This is a genomic window from Limnohabitans planktonicus II-D5 (genome assembly GCF_001270065.2).
Classification (GTDB): domain Bacteria; phylum Pseudomonadota; class Gammaproteobacteria; order Burkholderiales; family Burkholderiaceae_C; genus Limnohabitans_A; species Limnohabitans_A planktonicus.
Genome location: NZ_LFYT02000006.1, coordinates 134,279 through 151,612 on the forward strand (window position 1 = coordinate 134,279; position 17,334 = coordinate 151,612).

Genomic DNA, 17,334 nt, shown 5'->3' on the forward strand with positions numbered 1-17,334 from the left:
CCGGTTCGGACATAAGCAAAAGCAGTGGTGTTCATGATGGTGCGAAGATGGTCCTGAGCGGCACCCATGGGCGCAAATCGAGCAAGGGTGGTCAGGTGAGAGTTTGAGATAATGCCTTGTTTCATGCACAGCTGTTAGGCTGGGCATCTGCAGCGCTCTTGTGCCAAGTTGGCAATGCGCTGTCACAAGGATCCTGATCAATGCCAGTTTACAGTATGACCGGTTACGCCAGCGTGCAGCACAGCCCGCTGCCCGTGGACGTCGAGGCCAATGCCCCAGCGGCGACCATTACCCCCACAGCGCGACTCGGACTTGAAATCCGCTCGGTCAACAGCCGATTTCTGGACCTGAGTTTCAAGCTGCCCGAAGATCTGCGCCAGCTCGAACCCAGCTTGCGCGAACTGATCACTCGCCAGATCAAACGCGGCAAAGTGGAAGTGCGCGCCAGCCAGGATGCTGGCGATGGCACTTCCTTGCAAGCCCCCAACCACCAGGCCTTGCAAAAAATTGCAGCCCTGCAAGACAAGATTCATGACTGGCTGCCAAAAGCCCGGGAACTGAGCGTGGCCGACGTGCTGCGCCTGACGGCGGGCAATAGCACGCCAGTGGCCTTGGAAGAAGTCGCCTGGCTCGCACTGGCCCAACAAGCGATCACCGCCTTGCTTGACGCCCGCGCCCGCGAAGGCGCACGCCTGACTGACATGCTGCAAGGCCACATTGACCAATTGCGTACCCTGGCCGAACAAGCAGCGCCCTTGGTCCCGCAACTCGTTGAGCAGCAACGCCAGCGTTTTCTGGAACGCTGGAAAGACGCCATGGCCCTGGCCGATGGCAGCCACCTGCCTGAAGCGGCGCAAGACCGCGCCCTGACCGAGGCCACTGCCTTCGCCATCCGCATTGATGTGGCCGAAGAATTGACCCGACTGCGCTCGCACTTGGATGAGATCGCCCGCCTGCTCAGCAAAGGCGGTGACATCGGCAAACGACTGGACTTCCTGATTCAGGAACTGCACCGCGAAGCCAACACCTTGGGCTCCAAATCTGCCGTACTTGAAATGACCCGCATTTCGGTGGACATGAAGGTGCTGATCGAGCAAATGCGCGAACAAGTCCAAAACATCGAATAAAGCACAACACCATGGAATACCCAGGAAACCTTTTTGTCGTGGCCGCCCCCAGCGGGGCGGGCAAATCCAGCCTGGTCAAGGCTTTGATGGAACTCGACTCGGGCGTGCACCCCTCTGTGTCGCACACCACCCGCGCACCCCGTGGCCAGGAAAAACACGGTCGGGAATACTTCTTTGCCTCGCAGCAAGAATTTGACGCGATGGTGCTGGCTGACGCCTTTGTCGAGTGGGCCAACGTGCATGGCCAGCGCTACGGCACCTCCAAAAAAATGATCGAGGAGCGCATGGCCCAAGGCTCCGATGTGGTGCTGGAAATTGATTACCAAGGTGCGATTCAGATCAAACAGATGTATGCCAATGCTGTACTGATCTTCATCTTGCCCCCCAGCTGGGAAGAATTGCGCTCAAGGCTGGAGCGCCGCGGTGAAGACGCACCCGACATCATCGAGTTGCGCATGCAAAACGCCGCCGTCGAGCTGGCGCAGGCCAAAGAATTCGACTTCGTTATAATCAACGAAGTTTTTGAACGTGCTTTGTTTGACCTCAAAGCCATCGTTCATGCCCAAAGGCTCAAGTATCCCGCTCAACGCAGAGCCCGCGCAGACACATTCGAGGCGCTGCATCTCGCCTAACCCGAAGGAAAAATCACCATGGCCCGTATCACTGTTGAAGACTGCCTGGAGCAGATCCCGAACCGCTTCCAACTGGTTCTGGCGGCCACCTACCGGGCTCGCATGCTGAGCCAAGGCCACACGGCCCGCATCGAAAGCAAAAACAAGCCCGGCGTGACGGCCTTGCGCGAAATTGCGGCCGGCAAAGTGGGCATCGAAATGCTCAAGCGCGTCTCCTGATTCACACACACTTGGCTTCGGCCAAGGACACTGAAGCCCCAGCAATGGGGCTTTTTCACGTCTGCAATCTGTGCAGAGGGTCGCTTCAGTTACATTGATACCATGAGTGCCGTCATGCCACCCTCCCCTTCAACTGGTCACAACAGCTGTGCTGTGGTGAGTCCTGCCACCGCCAACGCGGCGGCAGCCAGTTTTGCAGCCCTGACGGCCCGGCTCGATTACCTCAGTGCATCCGACGCTGAAATGGTGCGCAAAGCCTACAAGTTTGCAGACGAATCCCACCTGGGCCAGATGCGCAAAAGCGGCGAACCTTACATCACCCATCCGATTGCGGTGGCGGCGCTGTGTACCGAGTGGAAGCTGGATGTCCAAGCCCTTTCGGCCGCCCTGTTGCATGATGCCATGGAAGACTGTGGCGTCACCAAGGCCGAATTGATTGAACGCTTTGGTGCCCCGGTGGCCGAGCTGGTGGATGGACTGACCAAGCTCGAAAAGCTGGAATTCAATACCCGCGAAGAAAACCAGGCCGAGTCGTTTCGCAAAATGCTCTTGGCCATGGCACGCGACGTGCGGGTCATCCTCATCAAGCTGGCCGATCGCACGCACAACATGCGCACCATGTCCGACATGCCGCGCAGCAAATGGGGCCGGATTGCATCCGAGACCCTCGAAATATATGCACCCATCGCGCACCGTCTGGGCCTGAACCAAATCTACAGAGAATTGCAGGACCTGTCTTTCAAGCACCTGCTGCCCTGGCGTTATGCCGTGCTGACCAAAGCTGTATCGCGTGCACGCAACCGTCGGCGCGACCTGATCCAAAAGGTGCAAACCGAGGTTGAATCTGTTTTTGCCCAAGCGGGTATGGATGTGCGTATCAGTGGCCGAGAAAAAACGCTGTATTCCATCTATAAAAAAATGGACGACAAGCATCTGAGCTTTGCCCAAGTCACTGACATCTATGGCTTTCGGGTCATCGTGCCCTCGGTCATCGACTGCTACACGGCCTTGGGCTTGTTGCACCAGATCTACAAACCGGTGCCCGGCAAGTTCAAGGACCACATCGCCATTGCCAAAGTCAATGGCTACCAATCCCTGCACACCACACTGGTGGGGCCATCCGGGGTGAACGTCGAGTTTCAGATGCGTACCGAAGCCATGCATCTGGTGGCTGAATCCGGCATCGCTGCACACTGGCTCTACAAGGAGCACAGCACCGCCCAAGCCCAGTCTGAACGCCTTGGCACGCAATGGCTGCAATCGCTGCTCGACATCCAGAACGAGACACGCGATGCAGCAGAATTCTGGGACCATGTCAAAGTCGACTTATTCCCCGATGCGGTCTACGTTTTCACACCCAAGAGCCAAATCATGGCGCTGCCGCGTGGAGCCACCGTGGTGGACTTTGCATATGCGATTCACAGCCGCGTCGGCGACCACGCCATGGCTGCAAAAATCAATGGCGACCAGGTGCCGCTGCGCACCGAGCTGAAAAATGGCGACGTGATCGAAGTGATCACAGCGCCCGTGTCTTCCCCCAATCCAGCTTGGTTGGGCTTTGTGCGCACGGGCCGGGCCCGCTCCAAAATCCGCCACCATCTGAAAACGATGGCACAAACCGAGTCGGTGGAGTTGGGCGAAAAATTGCTCAGCCAGGCCCTGAGGGCGGAGGGTATCGACGAATTGCCTACAGAAGAGGCTTTGCTTCAACCCTTGTGGGATAAATTGCTGCGCTTTACCGGCAATAAAAATCGCGCCGATTTATTGATGGACTTGGGCTTGGGCAAACGCATTGCCAGCATCGTCGCCAAACGCTTGGTGGTGCTGCTCGGCGAACTGGGTCAAAAACCCGACGCCTTGCTGATGACCCGCGAACGCTTCACGGCCCATGAATCCGTGTCTCAAGGAGCCATCACACTCGATGGCAGCGAGAACGCTTCTGTGGTCTATTCACGCTGCTGCCGCCCCTTGCCTGGCGATGCAATTGTGGGCTACCTTGGCCGCGGTGAGGGCTTGGCAGTTCACTGCCGTGAATGCGCCATCGCCAAAAAACTTGAGCACAAGGACAGCGAACGCTTCATCGGCGTGGAATGGTCGGATGAACCTGCGCGGAACTTCGAGACCGGTATTGCAGTCACTGCGGTCAATGGCAAGGGGGTGCTGGCCCGTGTGGTAGGGGCTTTGGCCACCGCAGAAGCCGACATCGTTCACGTCGATATGGGTCAGGACTCACAACAGGACACTGCGGATTTGCGGTTCGTGATTGCCGTCAGGGATACATCGCACCTAGACTCCGTCTTGCGCCAGCTCAAACGCAACCCCGCTGTCATTCAAGCCAGCCGACAAACGAACACGGGACACCCGCTCAGCTGACCCCTCAAAGGGGGCCTGGCGAGGGATAACTCACCTGCAGCACCTCAATGGCCATCACGCCAGATGGCGTCACCAGCTGAAGTTCATCACCTTCACGCGACTTGATCAAAGTGCGTGCAATGGGCGACACCCAGCTGACCTGGCCCTTCAAGCTGTCTGCTTCATCAATGCCCATGATGGTGACCGTGCGCTCGACCCCTGAGGACTCCAGATACGTGACTGTGGCGCCGAAGAAAACCTGATCACTGCCGTGGTGCACCGAAGGATCAACCACCTCGGCCATTTCAAGGCGTTTGGTCAAAAACCGTATACGACGATCAATCTCGCGCAAACGCTTTTTACCGTAAAGGTAGTCACCATTTTCTGAACGGTCACCATTGCTGGCCGCCCAATGAACGATCTCCACCACCTTGGGGCGCTCATCGTCGATCAAGGAAAACAATTCCGCGCGCAAACGCCCATAACCCGCAGGCGTCATGTAATTGCGAGCACCGGCAGGCAAGGCAGGCAGTGCGATGTCGTCATCGTCATCTGCATCTGTTTCTTTGGTGAAAGCTTTGCTCATGCTGTGAAGACCCATGTGCGAGAGAGGAAGCCTGATGCACAGGCCCCAAAGAGAAAAAGCCCACAACTTTCGTTGTGAGCTTTTCAATATGGTGCGGCTGGCAGGAATCGAACCCACGACCCCTTGGTTCGTAGCCAAGTACTCTATCCAGCTGAGCTACAGCCGCGCTATGCATTGAATTATAGCGGCATTTTGAGCCGCTTTTGAGACGATGAACAATTATTGCCAGGAAACTGCAGCAATGTCATTGGCAAAAATGGGTGAGCTGGACCACAGGCCTTTGAGGCCTTTACGGTACACCGCTGAATTGGATGCATTGAACAAGAAAACATTCACCGCATCCGTGGCAATCAAGCGTTGCATGTCACCAAACAATTTGGTGCGATCTTTGGCGTTGGTGGCTTCTGAATGCTTGGCCGCCAGATCGCGGAAAGCCTTGCTGTCGTAGCCCCAGTAGTACTGGGGATTGGCATAGGCCATGTAGTCCAGGGGTTCCACATGGTTGATCACGGTCAAGTCAAAGTTGCCTTTGAAGGCCCCGCCCAACCATTGCGCCCATTCCACGTTTTCGATCTTGGCATTGATGCCGACCTTGGCCAGCTGAGCGGCCAGGATTTCACCACCTTTGCGTGCGTAGGGTGGTGGAGGCAAAGTAAGTGTGACATTCAAGGGCGTTTGCACCCCTGCTTCCTTGAGCAGGGCCTTGGCTTTTTCGGGATCGTAGGCATACAAACCACTCAATTCGACATAGCCAGCGTCGGTGGGTGCCATGTGACTGCCAATCGGTTTGGCCATGCCTTCAAACACGCCATCAATGAAGGCTTTCTTGTCGACAGCATGCGACAGCGCACGGCGTACACGCACATCATCAAAGGGCTTCTTGCGGTTATTGATCGTCATGATGCCTTTGCCAGCGGAGCTGCCCATCTCGACTACAAAGCGCTTGTCACTTTGAAATTGCTTGAGACTTTGGGGTGACTGAAAACGCGGCATACCGTCGATGTCACCGGCCAGCAAAGCCGCCACTTGCGCGGCCGAGTCATTGATGAAGCGGAAAGTGACCTTCTTGATCTTGACAGCCCCGGCATCACGGTAACCCTCCCATTTGGACATGGAAATGGAGGAACCTTTTGCCCAAGAATCGAGCCTGTAGGGGCCGGTACCCACGGGTTTTGTAGCCGCGTTGGCTGCACTGCCGGGGTGCAGGATCACCGCCGTGTTTTCACCCAGACGAAACAGGAAATTGCCATCAGGATTGTTCAGCACGATCACCACCGTATGCGCGTCAGGTGTGGCAATGTGGCTGATGTTGTTGAAGACAGCTTTCGCCTTGTTGGTGCTTTTTTCGCCCTTGGCGCGCTCAAAGCTGAACTTGACGGCCGACGCATCAAAGTCAGAACCATCTGAAAACTTCACACCTTTGCGCAATTTGAAAGTGAAGGCCTTGCCATCCGCATCCATCTTCCAGCTTTCTGCCAGCAGCGCGGCAACCGAGCCATCCACATTGATCTTGGTCAGCCCCTCCAGAATGTTGTAGTGCACCACCTCACCAATGGCTGCAGCCGGAGCCATCGTGGGGTCCAGACTGGTGGGCTCCAAAATCATGCCCAGAACCAGGCTGTCTTTACGGGCTTGAGCCTGTGCCATGGAGGGCATCACCCAACTGGCCCCCACCAGCAAAGCCACCGCGCACCAACCCGCCGTGCGACGCGAAAAAGTGTGTTCCTTGAATGTCATGAGATCTCCTGAAAAATAGGTTAATGGTGTCCGGGCACTGCAGCCATCAGTGCTTGCGTATAGGGGTGTTGCGCTTGACTGAACACCTGCTGGGCCGAGCCTTGCTCCACCACACAGCCCGATTGCAAAACCAGCACATCGTCGCACATGAGTTTGACCACGGCAAGGTCATGACTGACAAACAGGTAACTCAAGCCATAGCGGTCTTGCAAATCCATCATCAAATTGAGCACCTGCGCCTGAACGGACACATCCAGAGCGCTGACCGGCTCATCCGCCACGATCAATGACGGTCGCGTGATCAAGGCCCGCGCCATGGCGATGCGTTGACGTTGCCCACCTGAAAATTCGTGCGGGTATTTGTCCAAGTCAGACGTTCGCAGCCCCACCTCACACAAAGCCTGCGCTGCGCGTTCATCCACCTCGGCGGCACTGCCTGATGACAACACCGCCAGGGGCTCGGTCACGATCTGGCGCACCTTCTGGCGAGGATCCAGGGAACCGTAAGGGTCCTGAAACACCATTTGAAAGCGTGGGCGCAGCCTGCGCAAATCCGCTGGTCCCAGTTGATGCACATCCACGCCATCCAGCAGAACCTGCCCCTCGCTGGGCTTGTCCAGCGCCATCACCAACTTGGCCAGCGTGGACTTGCCAGACCCCGATTCCCCCACAATGCCCAGGCTGCGCCCGGCCTCCAGGCGAAAACTGACATCAGACAAGGCCTGCAAACTGCCCGCCGCACTGAACAGGGATGATTTTGGCAAGGCAAAGCGCTTGCCCAAGTGACGCACCTCCAGCAAAGGCGCAGGCGCCAACATCGGCCCAGCACTCATGACAAACTCCAGCGTGGGCAGCTCACCCGGTGCGGCACATCAGACACCACGCGAGGCGCAATGGTTTGCGCCACCACCGCCGTCGTCCGGCATGCCTCGACGGCCCCATCACATCGGTCAGAAAATGCGCAACCCGCTGGCAGGTCCATCAACTCGGGCACGCTGCCCGCAATGGTCTGCAAACGTGTGCCGCGTGACAAGCCCAGACGTGGGCGCGCCGCAAACAAACCCCGTGTGTAAGGGTGCGCCCTTTGTGCAAACAACTCCTGCGTGGCTGCTTCTTCGACCACGGTGCCGCCATACATGACCATCACGCGGTCAACCTGGTCTTGCATGAGCCCCAGGTCGTGGCTGATCAGCACCAGGCCCATGCCGTCCTCCCGCACCAATTGACGGATCAGCGACAGAACCTCTTTTTGCACCGTGACATCCAGCGCCGTGGTCGGCTCGTCGGCAATCAGCAGATCCGGGCTGCAGGCCAAAGCCATTGAAATCATCACGCGCTGACGCTGCCCGCCTGACAACTGGTGCGGATAGGCCTGCAGCCGCTCACGGGCACGCGGCAATTGCACCCGCTCCAGCAATTCCAGCGCCTTGGCCTTGGCTTGCTCAAGCCCCATGTTCTGGTGCAAACGCAAAGGCTCTGCAATCTGCCGCCAGATGGGGTGCAGCGGATTGAGCGCGGTCATTGGCTCCTGAAAAATCATGCCCATGCGGGCTCCGCGCAATTGACCATAAGCGGCATCGGCCATGCCCACCAACTCGGCACCTTGAAAACAAACAGAACCACTGATCCGAGCCTGCTCGGGCAAGAGCCCCATCAACGCCAGCGCGGTCAGCGATTTGCCGCAACCGCTCTCACCAATGAGCCCCAGCGTCTGACCGCGGGCCAAATTAAAAGACACGCCGCGCAAAGCCTGTGCCCAGCCACGCGCGGTGGGCAAGCTCACGCGCAAGTCACGCACTTGCAGCATGGGCTGAGAAATGGAATCGGTCATGGTGCTCATCTTTGCCTGGCCAAACGTGGGTCGAGCAGGTCACGCAAGCCATCGCCCATCAGGTTCAAACCCAACACCGCCAAGGCAATCGCCACCCCGGGGTAAACCGCCAACCAAGGGGCCTGAAACATTTGGGACTGCGCCTCATTGAGCATGCGCCCCCAGCTTGGCTGCGGCGGCTGCGTGCCTAAACCCAAATAGGACAGAGCCGCTTCGGCCAGAATGGCAATGGCAAACTGGATCGTCGCCTGCACGATCAGCACGCTCAGGATATTGGGCAAGACATGTTCTCGCGTGATGCGCCAACTGCCTTTGCCAGCCGTGCGGGCAGCCGCGCAAAAATCCCGCGACCACACCGCATTCGCCGCACCTCGCGTGATGCGCGCAAACACCGGGATGTTGAAAATGCCAATGGCCACCACACTCACCACCAAACCGGGTCCGTAAATGGCCGACAACATGATCGCCGACAACAAGGCCGGAAAGGCAAAGGTCAAATCGGCGGCCCGCATGACAAGTTCCTCCACCCAACCCCGACGCGCCGCCGCCAGCAAGCCCAAAGGAACACCCGCGCCCATGCCCAGACCCACCGCAATAAAGCCCACCCACAGCGAGTTCTGACTGCCCACCAGCAACAAGCTGGCAATGTCCCGCCCCAGGCTGTCGGTGCCCAGCCAATGTGCAGCACTGGGCGGTGCCAATTTATTCGGAATATCGATGTCGCCCACCGGGTAGGGCGACCAAAAGACTGACACCAGCGCGCTGAGCACCAGCAGCAACACCATCGACCCTCCCGCCACAAAACTGGGGTGGCGCCAAGCACGGCGCCATGATGCTTGCGTGTTGCTCATGACACAGCTTTCAAACGCGGATCAATCCAGACATACAACACATCAATCACGAAATTGATGACGATGACCATGACCGACAACAACATCACCACATCACGCACCACGATCAAATCACGGTTGGCAATGGCCTGAAAAATCAGGCGTCCGATACCCGGCAATACAAACACGTTTTCCACCACAATCGCGCTGGTGATCAGGTTGCCAAACTGCAAGCCCATCACGGTGAGCACTGGCAACATGGCATTGCGCAGCACATGACGCCAGAGCACCTGCCTGCGGCTCAAGCCCTTGGCCCGCGCCGTGCGTACAAAGTCTTCACGCATCGTCTCCAGCACCGCCGAGCGCGTCACCCGCGTCAAAATGGCCGTCTGCACTGCCGCCAAAGCCATGGCGGGGAGCAGCAAAGCCTTGATCGCCTCCCAAATCCCGCCCCCTGACGCTTCAGTCCAGCCCGGAAAGCCGCCAGCGCTGACCCACTGCAGATGCACGGCAAACAACAAAATGAGCAAGATGGCCAACCAGAAATTGGGCAGCGCCAAACCCAGCTGGCTCAGACTCATGACCCCGACATCGCCAGCGCGGTTTTGGCGGGATGCGGCATAAATACCCAGCGACAAAGACAACAACACCGTCAGGCTCATGGCCATGATGGCCAATGGCAGCGTGACCTGCAGCCGTTCGGCCATCAACTGCGCAGTGGGCGTCTCATAAGAAATGCTGATACCCGACTCCCCGGCCAGCATGCCGCCCACCCACTGCAGGTAACGGACATGCGCGGGCAAATTCAAACCGAGCTTTTCTTCCATCGCCGCCAAAGACTCGGGCGTGGCCGTCTCGCCCAGAATCACCTGAGCGGCATTACCGGGCAGCAACTCCAGCACCGCAAACACGATGACCGAGGCGGCCAACAGCGTCACCATGAAGCTGCTCAGTCTTTTGAGGAAAAATAAGGACACGCGTTCGCCTAAGATGAATGACAACACGGCAGCATAGCAACGGTACAAAACGAGCACGCCCATGAGATCTGAAATTATTGTAAACACTGCCCCCGGTGCCATCGTGGATGTGCCAGGCCTGCAAGTCGGCCACTTCACCCACAACCAGCGCCTGACCGGCTGCACCGTCGTGCTGGCCCCCGATGGTGCCGTCGGTGCCGTGGATGTCCGGGGCGCGGCACCCGGCACCCGCGAAACCGATTTGCTGGACCCTGCCAATCTGGTCGAAAGGGTGCACGCCGTCTTGCTCAGCGGCGGCAGCGCCTTTGGGCTGGACGCCGCCAGCGGCGTGATGCGCTGGCTGGACGAACACCACATCGGTTTTGAGACGCCCTTTGGTCGGGTGCCGATCGTGCCTGCGGCGGTGCTCTTTGATCTGCCTGTGGTCAGGCCAGGCGACATCCCCCACATCCGCCCCGACGCCGCCGCCGGTTATGCCGCCTGCCAAGCCGCCAGCTCAGGGCCACCCGCCGCAGGCAATGTGGGCGCAGGGGCAGGCGCCAGCGTGGGCAAACTGTTTGGCATGGACCGCGCCATGAAAGGCGGCATGGGTCACGCCAGCGTGCGCGTGGGGCCGTGGGTGGTGGGCGCCCTGATCGCCTGCAATGCGGTCGGTGATGTACTCGACCCCAGCAGCGGCCAGATCCTGGCAGGTGCCAGGACGGCAGATGGTCAGCGATTACTCGACACGCAACACGCCTTGCTCTGTGGCGATACTGGCAGCCGCCCCCTGCCCGGCACCAACACCACCATAGGTGTGGTGGGCACCAACGCCACCTTGACCAAAGCGCAGGCCAAGCGCCTGGCCATCAGTGCACACGACGGCCTAGCCAGAAGCATCCGCCCTGCGCACACCACCCTGGACGGCGACACCCTCTTTGCCCTGGCCACCTGCACCGAAAACCAGCCCGCCGACCTGATGCTGCTCACTGTGATGGCGGCGCAAGCCACCGCACTGGCCACGCTCGACGCGATACACCATGCGAATGGCGTTCAGACCACACTGGGGTACTTGCCAAGCGCGCTGGAAATGGGCGCTTGAATACGTCGCCGTGATACCCGTTCCAACAGCTAGATTTGCGCCCCTTCATCCTCTTGCTTGAGGCGTTGACCCAACACCTTGTCAATGCGCCGACCATCCAGATCGACCACTTCAAACACCCATTCATCGATCTCGATTTTTTGGCCCGTCACAGGCAATTGCCCCAACACAAACATGAGCAAACCGGCCAAGGTGTTGTAGCGGTTCTTGTCTTCAGCGGGTAATTCCTTGATGTCCAGGCGCGCCCTGAGTTCATTGACAGGCATCAGGCCGTCCAGCAGCCAACTGCCGTCCGAGCGCTCTGTGGCCCAGGCTTCGGTTTGGGTTTCGGGTTTGAGTTCGCCGGTGATGGCTTCGAGCAAATCCAGGGGCGTGAGCAAGCCCTGAACTTCACCATATTCATCCACCACAAAAAGCATGCGGCTGGATTGATCGCGCATTTGTTCCAGCAACTCCATGCCGGTGAGGGTTTCGGGCACAAAGTGAGCCGCCTGGGCATAGCGTTCAATGGCGTGTCCGTCAGCCACGGGCAAAGCCAGCAGGTGCGACAAGCTGATGACCCCCACCACATGCCCCAGATCTTCCCGGCACACGGGATACCAGGAGTGGTTGCCCTGCTGTCGCATCTGGTTGATGCGGTCCATGGCCTGCTGCGGCGTGAGGCCCGCTTCCAGCCACTGGATATCGCTGCGCGGCGTCATCATCGACGTCAGGGCGCGGTCGTCCAGATGGAACACGTTGCGCACCATCTGGTGCTCGTGCTCCTCGATCAGCCCGGCATCGACGCCCTCTTCCAGGCTGGCCGTGATTTCTTCTTCGGTCACAGCCCGACTGCCCTGGCTGTCAATGCGCATGAGCTTGAGCATGCCCTGGGTGGACAGCGACAAGAGCTTGACAAACGGCCCGGCAGCTTTGGCCAGCCAGGCCATGGGCCGCGCCACAAGCCGCGCCACAGCTTCAGGATAAAGCTGCCCAATGCGCTTGGGCACCAGTTCGCCAAAGATGATGGTGGTGAAGGTGATCAGGGTCACGACTATCGCCGTGGCCGTGATGCCCGCCACCGACTCTGTCAAGCCCCAGCCCCCCAGTTTGGCGGCCAGGCTGGCACTGAAAGCGGCCTCACCCACAATGCCGTTGAGCACGCCAATGGACGTGATGCCCACCTGCACCGTCGACAAAAACTGTGTGGGTTCCTGGAGCAACTCAATAGCGGCATGTGCGCCTTTATCACCCGCCTCATCCATGGCCGCAAGACGGGCCTTGCGACTGGAAGCCAGCGCCAACTCAGACATGGCAAACACCCCGTTGAGCAGGGTGAGGAAAACAATCAATAAAAAATCCATGGGCACCATTGTGCCAAGGATGTTTGGCCCGCCCGTGCACCTTGCATGGCAACACCCCATGGGGGGCGAGCAATCATCCCGCACAATCGGGCACCAGAGGTGAACATGTCAAATTATTGGGTGGGTGATATCCAGGGTTGCAATGCGCCCTTGGGCCGCTTGTTGGAACAAATGAATTTTTCGCCAAGTCGCGACACCTTGTATGTGCTGGGCGATTTGGTCAACCGGGGACCAGACTCGGCGGGCGTGCTGCGCCGCTTGATGGGCTTGGGCACAGCGGTGCACTGTGTGCTGGGCAACCATGACTTGCATTTGCTGGCTGTCGCCGCCGGTGCTGGTCGCCTCAAGCCCGGGGACACACTCGACGACATCTTGCAAGCGCCAGACCGCACGGCCATGCTCGATTGGCTGCGCCACCAGCGCCTGGCCATCCAGGCGCACGATGTACTGATGGTGCACGCAGGCGTGCTGCCCAGCTGGACTGCCCAGCAAACCCTGGCCTTGGCCGCCGAGGTGGAGTGTGTGCTGCGCGGGTCAGATCTGCCGGACTTTTTGCATCAGATGTATGGCAATGCGCCTGCTGCCTGGCGGGATGATTTGGCGGGAATGGATCGCTTGCGGGTGATTGTCAATGCGCTCACCCGCTTGCGTTTTTGTTCGGCCGATGGGGTGATGGAATTCGCCGCCAAAGAAGGTGCCCATGCAGCGCCCGAAGGTTTCATGCCCTGGTTTGATGTACCCGGACGCCAAACCGCCGATGGGGTCGTGGCTTTTGGACACTGGTCCACTCTGGGAGGGCTGCAGCGCCCGGACGTGTGGGCTTTAGACACGGGCTGCGTGTGGGGCGGCTGCCTGAGCGCCATGCGCCTGTCGGATACCGGGCTTCACGAGGTGATCCAGGTGAAATGCGAACAAGCCCAGCGGCCGGGCTGATCTCCTGGACGCAAGACCGAGCACCTGAATGCGCGTTAATCAGCGGGTTTGAGGAGCACCACCAAGGCCCCCGCACCGCCTTCTGCAGGTTTGGCCTGAACAAAGGCCATGACCTGATTTTTTTGGACCAGCCAGCTGTGCACTTTGGATTTGAGCACCGGCGTTTTACCGGGCGAGCCCAGACCTTTGCCGTGCACCACGCGCAGGCAGCGCAGGCCTTGGCGGTGTGCCAGCCGAATGAATTCGGCCAGCGCCAGTCGCGCTTCGTCGCTGCGCAGGCCGTGCAGATCAATTTCTCGCTGAATGGACCAGTCACCTTTGCGCAGTTTGTGGGTCACATCACGCCCAATGCCCGGCCTGCGAAAGCTCAGCGCGTCATCGGTGTCCAGCAAGGTACTGGCATCAAATTCATCACTGAGCGAATCACGCAAGACCGCTTTTTCGTCTTTTTGCCGCTGCGAAGCCACCGGCGCCGGTGCAGGCGGTGAGATGCTGACGGGGTCGGGATGGGAGATGCGCTGGACCACCCCCACGGCGCGCGCAAACAAATTGCTCTCGGCCTCTCGTTGGCGGGCAGCGGCCGCCTGCGCGGCAGCTTGGGCTTGCGCTTGTGCGTGGGCATCGGCCAGCTTTTTCTGGACCTGTTTGAGGTCTTGCAGCGAGTTGAGTTTCAAAAGGTGTCCCGTTCCATGAAGGTGTGCCCCACCGCTCAGGCGCCGCGATTGCGCATCCAGTCGGCGGTCTGGAAAAAGCTTTTCTTCAGACGATCACGCAGCACGGGGTCTACTTGAACTTCGCCCATGGCCTGGTCCATGCAAGCGAGCCATTGGTCTCTCTCCTCAATGCCGATGGAAAAAGGCATATGGCGCATGCGCAAGCGGGGATGGCCAAAGCGCTCAACATACAAATCCGGGCCACCGAGCCAGCCACACAAGAACATGAACAATTTGTCGCGGGCACCCTGCAAGGAACTGCCGTGGCTGTCACGCAAAGCCTGGTACTTGGGCTCCAGGTCCATCAGGTCATAAAAACGCTCCACGAGCGCACGCACCTGCGCCTCACCCCCGATCCACTCAAAGGGGGTGTCAAAAGGTGGTTTTTCTTCAATCTGCATAGGCTTGTATTGTGACGTGACTGGTTCACTCGGCAGCTTGGCGCAAAGTGTGCATGACCGGTTGGCGCAAGACCCCGGCCAAACTCAGGCTGCCTGCAGCCCAGGCCAGCACAGCCCCCAACACGCCGCCAAGCAGAGGTGCCCACAATGGCGGCTGCCAGGCAAATTCAAACACATAACGCGCCAAAGCCCAGCCCACGACGAGCGCCATGCTGCTGGCCATGAAACCCGCCAGCCAGCCAATGCCCAGCAGTTCGGTGCGCTGCACCTTCGCCAGCAAGGCGCGCCCGGCGCCCAGCGCCCGCATGATGGCGTACTCACGTTCACGCGCCTGGCGACTCGCGCCCACAGCGGCCAGCAAGACCATCAAGCCCGCAGCCAGGGTGAAGGCAAACAGGAACTCCACAGCGCGAATCACCTGATCCATCACCCGCTGAATCTGGCCCAGGGTGCTGCGCAGGTCGACGCTGGTGATGTTGGGGAAGCGACTCACCAAGGCGTTTTCAAAACCGGGTGCGCCTTCAGGGGTGCGAAAAGCCGCCATATAGGTCATGGGCAAATCGGGCATGTCGGCCACCGGAAAGAGCATGAAAAAATTGGCCCGCATGGAGCCCCAATCCACCTTGCGCAGCGAAGTGACGCGGGCTTCGCGCACTTGCCCGGCGATGTCAAAGCGCAATTGATCCCCCAGCTTCAGGCCCAGGGTCTGGGCAATGCCCGACTCCACGCTGACGCCGTCGGCTTCCTCCGCCACCCAGCGCCCGCTTGTCAATGCGTTGTGGCCCGGTAAATCGGCCGTGTGTGAGAGGTTGATTTCCCGGTCAATCAGGCGTTTGGCGCGATCCTCCACAAAATCACCCGGCCCCACGTCTCGACCGTTGATGGCCACCAGACGCCCCCGGATCATCGGAAACCAATCAGGCGACTGCACCCCGGCATTTTGCAGATGGGCCAAAAAGTCCTGCGCCTGCTCGGGCTGCACATTGATAACGAAACGGTCGGGCGCGTTGGCCGGTGTGGCCTGGCGCCAGCTGCCCACCAGATCGGTGCGCAGCAAGACCAGCAAAGCCAGTGCCAGCAAACCCACCGACAAGGCACTGACCTGCACCACCGCAAACACCGGCCGGGCCGCCACCTGGCGCGTCGCCAAGCGTAACCAGCGCGGTGCTTGCTCGCCAGGCACCGCACGGCGCAGCAGCCACAGTGCCGCGGCGGCCAAGCCCGCAAACACCAGCAAAGCCATGGCAAAGCCACCCACGGTGATCAGGCCCAGCGTCAAGTTGCGACTGACCATGAGCAGCGTGGCCGCAAAACCCAGCAAACCCATGACCAGCACCAGGCCCGAGCGCACTTGCAACTGACCCAAATCGCGCCGAATGACCCGCAGGGGTGGCACCTGCGCCAATTGCAAAACGGGCGGCAAGCCAAATGCGACCAGCAAAGTCAGGCCCATGGCCAATCCCATGAGCACAGGCTGCGCCGAAGGCGCGGGCAACTGGGCATCCACCAGCCCTGCCAGCAGCTGCACAAACACCAAATGCACGCCATAGCCCGCCAGCACGCCCAAGGCGCTGGCCAGCAGCCCCGCGCCCAAGAACTCCAGCCCATAACTCAAGGTGAGTGTGCGCTGGCTTTGACCCAAAACCCGCAGCAAAGCACAGGCATCGAGCTGCCGCTCGGCATAGCTGCGGGCCGCCAGGGCCACCGCTACCGCGCACAAGAGCGCCGCCAGCAAGGCCACCAAATTCAAAAACTGCGAAGCACGGTCCAGGGTCTGGCGCATTTCAGGGCGACCGCTGTCCAGGGACTCGATCTGCACGCCGTGCACCCGAGATGACTCCAGCTCGGAGCGGGCCCACTGCACAAAGCGCTCGGAAGATGCGGCATCGCCCGCCACCGCCATGCGCCAGGTGATGCGACTGGCCGGTTGCACCAGCCCCGTCGCGGCCAAATCGGCCGCATTCATCATGACCCGGGGAGCAAAACTCATGAAACCCGCCCCCCGGTCGGGCTCGCGCACAATGGTGGCGACAATGCGAAAGTGGCGTTCCCCCAAGCCAATCATCTGTCCGGTTTGCAAGCTCAGGGCTTCCAGCACAGCCGGGTCCACCCACACTTCACCCGAAGCTGGAAGTGCAGGCGGTGTCGCTGCAGGCGACAGATCAAGTCGACCACGCAGGGGGTAACCCGATTCCACCGCCTTCAAGGCCACCAAACGGCTGGCCCCGCCTTGCTCGGCCAGTGCGCGGGCCATGGTGGGAAAGCTGATATTGGTGTTGGTCACCAGCCCAAGTTTTTGTGCCTGCTGCACAAACGCCGCAGGGGTGGCCTGGTCACTGACCACCACCGCATCACCCCCCAGCAATTGGCGGGCGTCGCGCCACAAGCCGTTTTGCAGGCGGTCGGCCAAAAACCCGACCGCCGTCAGTGCCGCCACCGCCAGTGTGACCGAGAGCATCAAAAGCCGCAGTTCACCCGCCCGCAAGTCACGCCACAACTGGCGCCCACCGAGACGAAGACCGTGCATCCATCCTTGTTGATTCATGCCCTGACCTTACCGCACACGCAGAGG

16 protein-coding genes and 1 tRNA gene are annotated in these 17,334 nt (G+C 59.7%); 6 read left to right on the forward strand and 11 right to left on the reverse strand.

What is annotated here, in order from left to right:
- Nucleotides 1-215 precede the first annotated feature (215 nt).
- The 4 genes from H663_RS27640 (at nucleotide 216) to H663_RS27655 (ending at nucleotide 4,351) form a co-directional block, all read left to right on the forward strand.
- The gene (locus tag H663_RS27640; RefSeq protein ID WP_053170668.1) at nucleotides 216-1,127 is read left to right on the forward strand and encodes a YicC/YloC family endoribonuclease; all 912 of its coding nucleotides are present in this window, start codon (nucleotides 216-218) and stop codon (nucleotides 1,125-1,127) included.
- Nucleotides 1,128-1,138: 11 nt separating this feature from the next.
- A complete protein-coding gene (gene gmk, locus H663_RS27645; protein WP_053170670.1) occupies nucleotides 1,139-1,759 on the forward strand; it encodes a guanylate kinase in 621 nt (206 codons plus the stop codon).
- Between the two features lie 18 nt (nucleotides 1,760-1,777).
- Nucleotides 1,778-1,978 (forward strand): DNA-directed RNA polymerase subunit omega, encoded by a 201-nt coding sequence (gene rpoZ / locus H663_RS27650; RefSeq protein ID WP_019425866.1) that lies wholly within the window; start codon nucleotides 1,778-1,780, stop codon nucleotides 1,976-1,978.
- 102 nt (nucleotides 1,979-2,080) lie between these two features.
- Nucleotides 2,081-4,351, forward strand: a complete 2,271-nt coding sequence (locus tag H663_RS27655; RefSeq protein ID WP_053170673.1) for a RelA/SpoT family protein — start codon at nucleotides 2,081-2,083, stop codon at nucleotides 4,349-4,351.
- Between the two features lie 4 nt (nucleotides 4,352-4,355).
- Here H663_RS27655 and greB read toward each other — a convergent pair whose 3' ends face one another.
- From greB to H663_RS27690, 7 genes are all read right to left on the reverse strand, one after another.
- Entirely contained in the window at nucleotides 4,356-4,916 is a 561-nt protein-coding gene (greB, locus tag H663_RS27660) for a transcription elongation factor GreB (protein ID WP_053170676.1), read from the reverse strand.
- Between the two features lie 89 nt (nucleotides 4,917-5,005).
- Nucleotides 5,006-5,082, reverse strand: a tRNA-Arg gene (locus tag H663_RS27665).
- Between the two features lie 53 nt (nucleotides 5,083-5,135).
- Nucleotides 5,136-6,653 (reverse strand): ABC transporter substrate-binding protein, encoded by a 1,518-nt coding sequence (locus H663_RS27670; RefSeq protein ID WP_053170679.1) that lies wholly within the window; start codon nucleotides 6,651-6,653, stop codon nucleotides 5,136-5,138.
- Between the two features lie 20 nt (nucleotides 6,654-6,673).
- A complete protein-coding gene (locus tag H663_RS27675) occupies nucleotides 6,674-7,486 on the reverse strand; it encodes an ATP-binding cassette domain-containing protein (RefSeq protein WP_053170682.1) in 813 nt (270 codons plus the stop codon).
- Entirely contained in the window at nucleotides 7,483-8,484 is a 1,002-nt protein-coding gene (locus H663_RS27680) for an ABC transporter ATP-binding protein (protein ID WP_053171608.1), read from the reverse strand. Before H663_RS27680 ends, H663_RS27675 begins: the two co-directional genes overlap by 4 nt.
- 5 nt (nucleotides 8,485-8,489) lie before the next feature.
- Nucleotides 8,490-9,335 (reverse strand): ABC transporter permease, encoded by an 846-nt coding sequence (locus H663_RS27685; protein ID WP_053170685.1) that lies wholly within the window; start codon nucleotides 9,333-9,335, stop codon nucleotides 8,490-8,492.
- A complete protein-coding gene (locus H663_RS27690; RefSeq protein ID WP_053171611.1) occupies nucleotides 9,332-10,291 on the reverse strand; it encodes an ABC transporter permease in 960 nt (319 codons plus the stop codon). Before H663_RS27690 ends, H663_RS27685 begins: the two co-directional genes overlap by 4 nt.
- Nucleotides 10,292-10,352: 61 nt before the next feature.
- Here H663_RS27690 and H663_RS27695 point away from each other — a divergent pair, with 61 nt between their 5' ends.
- Complete coding sequence (locus tag H663_RS27695) at nucleotides 10,353-11,372, forward strand: P1 family peptidase (RefSeq protein WP_053170689.1); 1,020 nt, start codon at nucleotides 10,353-10,355, stop codon at nucleotides 11,370-11,372.
- Between the two features lie 29 nt (nucleotides 11,373-11,401).
- Here the strand turns inward: H663_RS27695 and H663_RS27700 are convergent, their stop codons facing one another.
- A complete protein-coding gene (locus tag H663_RS27700; RefSeq protein ID WP_053171613.1) occupies nucleotides 11,402-12,715 on the reverse strand; it encodes a hemolysin family protein in 1,314 nt (437 codons plus the stop codon).
- A gap of 105 nt (nucleotides 12,716-12,820) precedes the next feature.
- Here H663_RS27700 and H663_RS27705 point away from each other — a divergent pair, with 105 nt between their 5' ends.
- Entirely contained in the window at nucleotides 12,821-13,648 is an 828-nt protein-coding gene (locus tag H663_RS27705; RefSeq protein WP_053170691.1) for a symmetrical bis(5'-nucleosyl)-tetraphosphatase, read from the forward strand.
- A 35-nt stretch (nucleotides 13,649-13,683) separates the two neighbouring features.
- Here the strand turns inward: H663_RS27705 and H663_RS27710 are convergent, their stop codons facing one another.
- The 3 genes from H663_RS27710 to H663_RS27720 are packed head-to-tail and all read right to left on the reverse strand — an operon-like array spanning nucleotide 13,684 to nucleotide 17,307.
- A complete protein-coding gene (locus tag H663_RS27710; RefSeq protein ID WP_053170695.1) occupies nucleotides 13,684-14,322 on the reverse strand; it encodes a Smr/MutS family protein in 639 nt (212 codons plus the stop codon).
- 35 nt (nucleotides 14,323-14,357) lie between these two features.
- Complete coding sequence (locus H663_RS27715) at nucleotides 14,358-14,762, reverse strand: group II truncated hemoglobin (protein ID WP_053170698.1); 405 nt, start codon at nucleotides 14,760-14,762, stop codon at nucleotides 14,358-14,360.
- A 25-nt stretch (nucleotides 14,763-14,787) separates the two neighbouring features.
- Entirely contained in the window at nucleotides 14,788-17,307 is a 2,520-nt protein-coding gene (locus H663_RS27720; RefSeq protein WP_053170701.1) for an ABC transporter permease, read from the reverse strand.
- Nucleotides 17,308-17,334 lie beyond the last annotated feature (27 nt).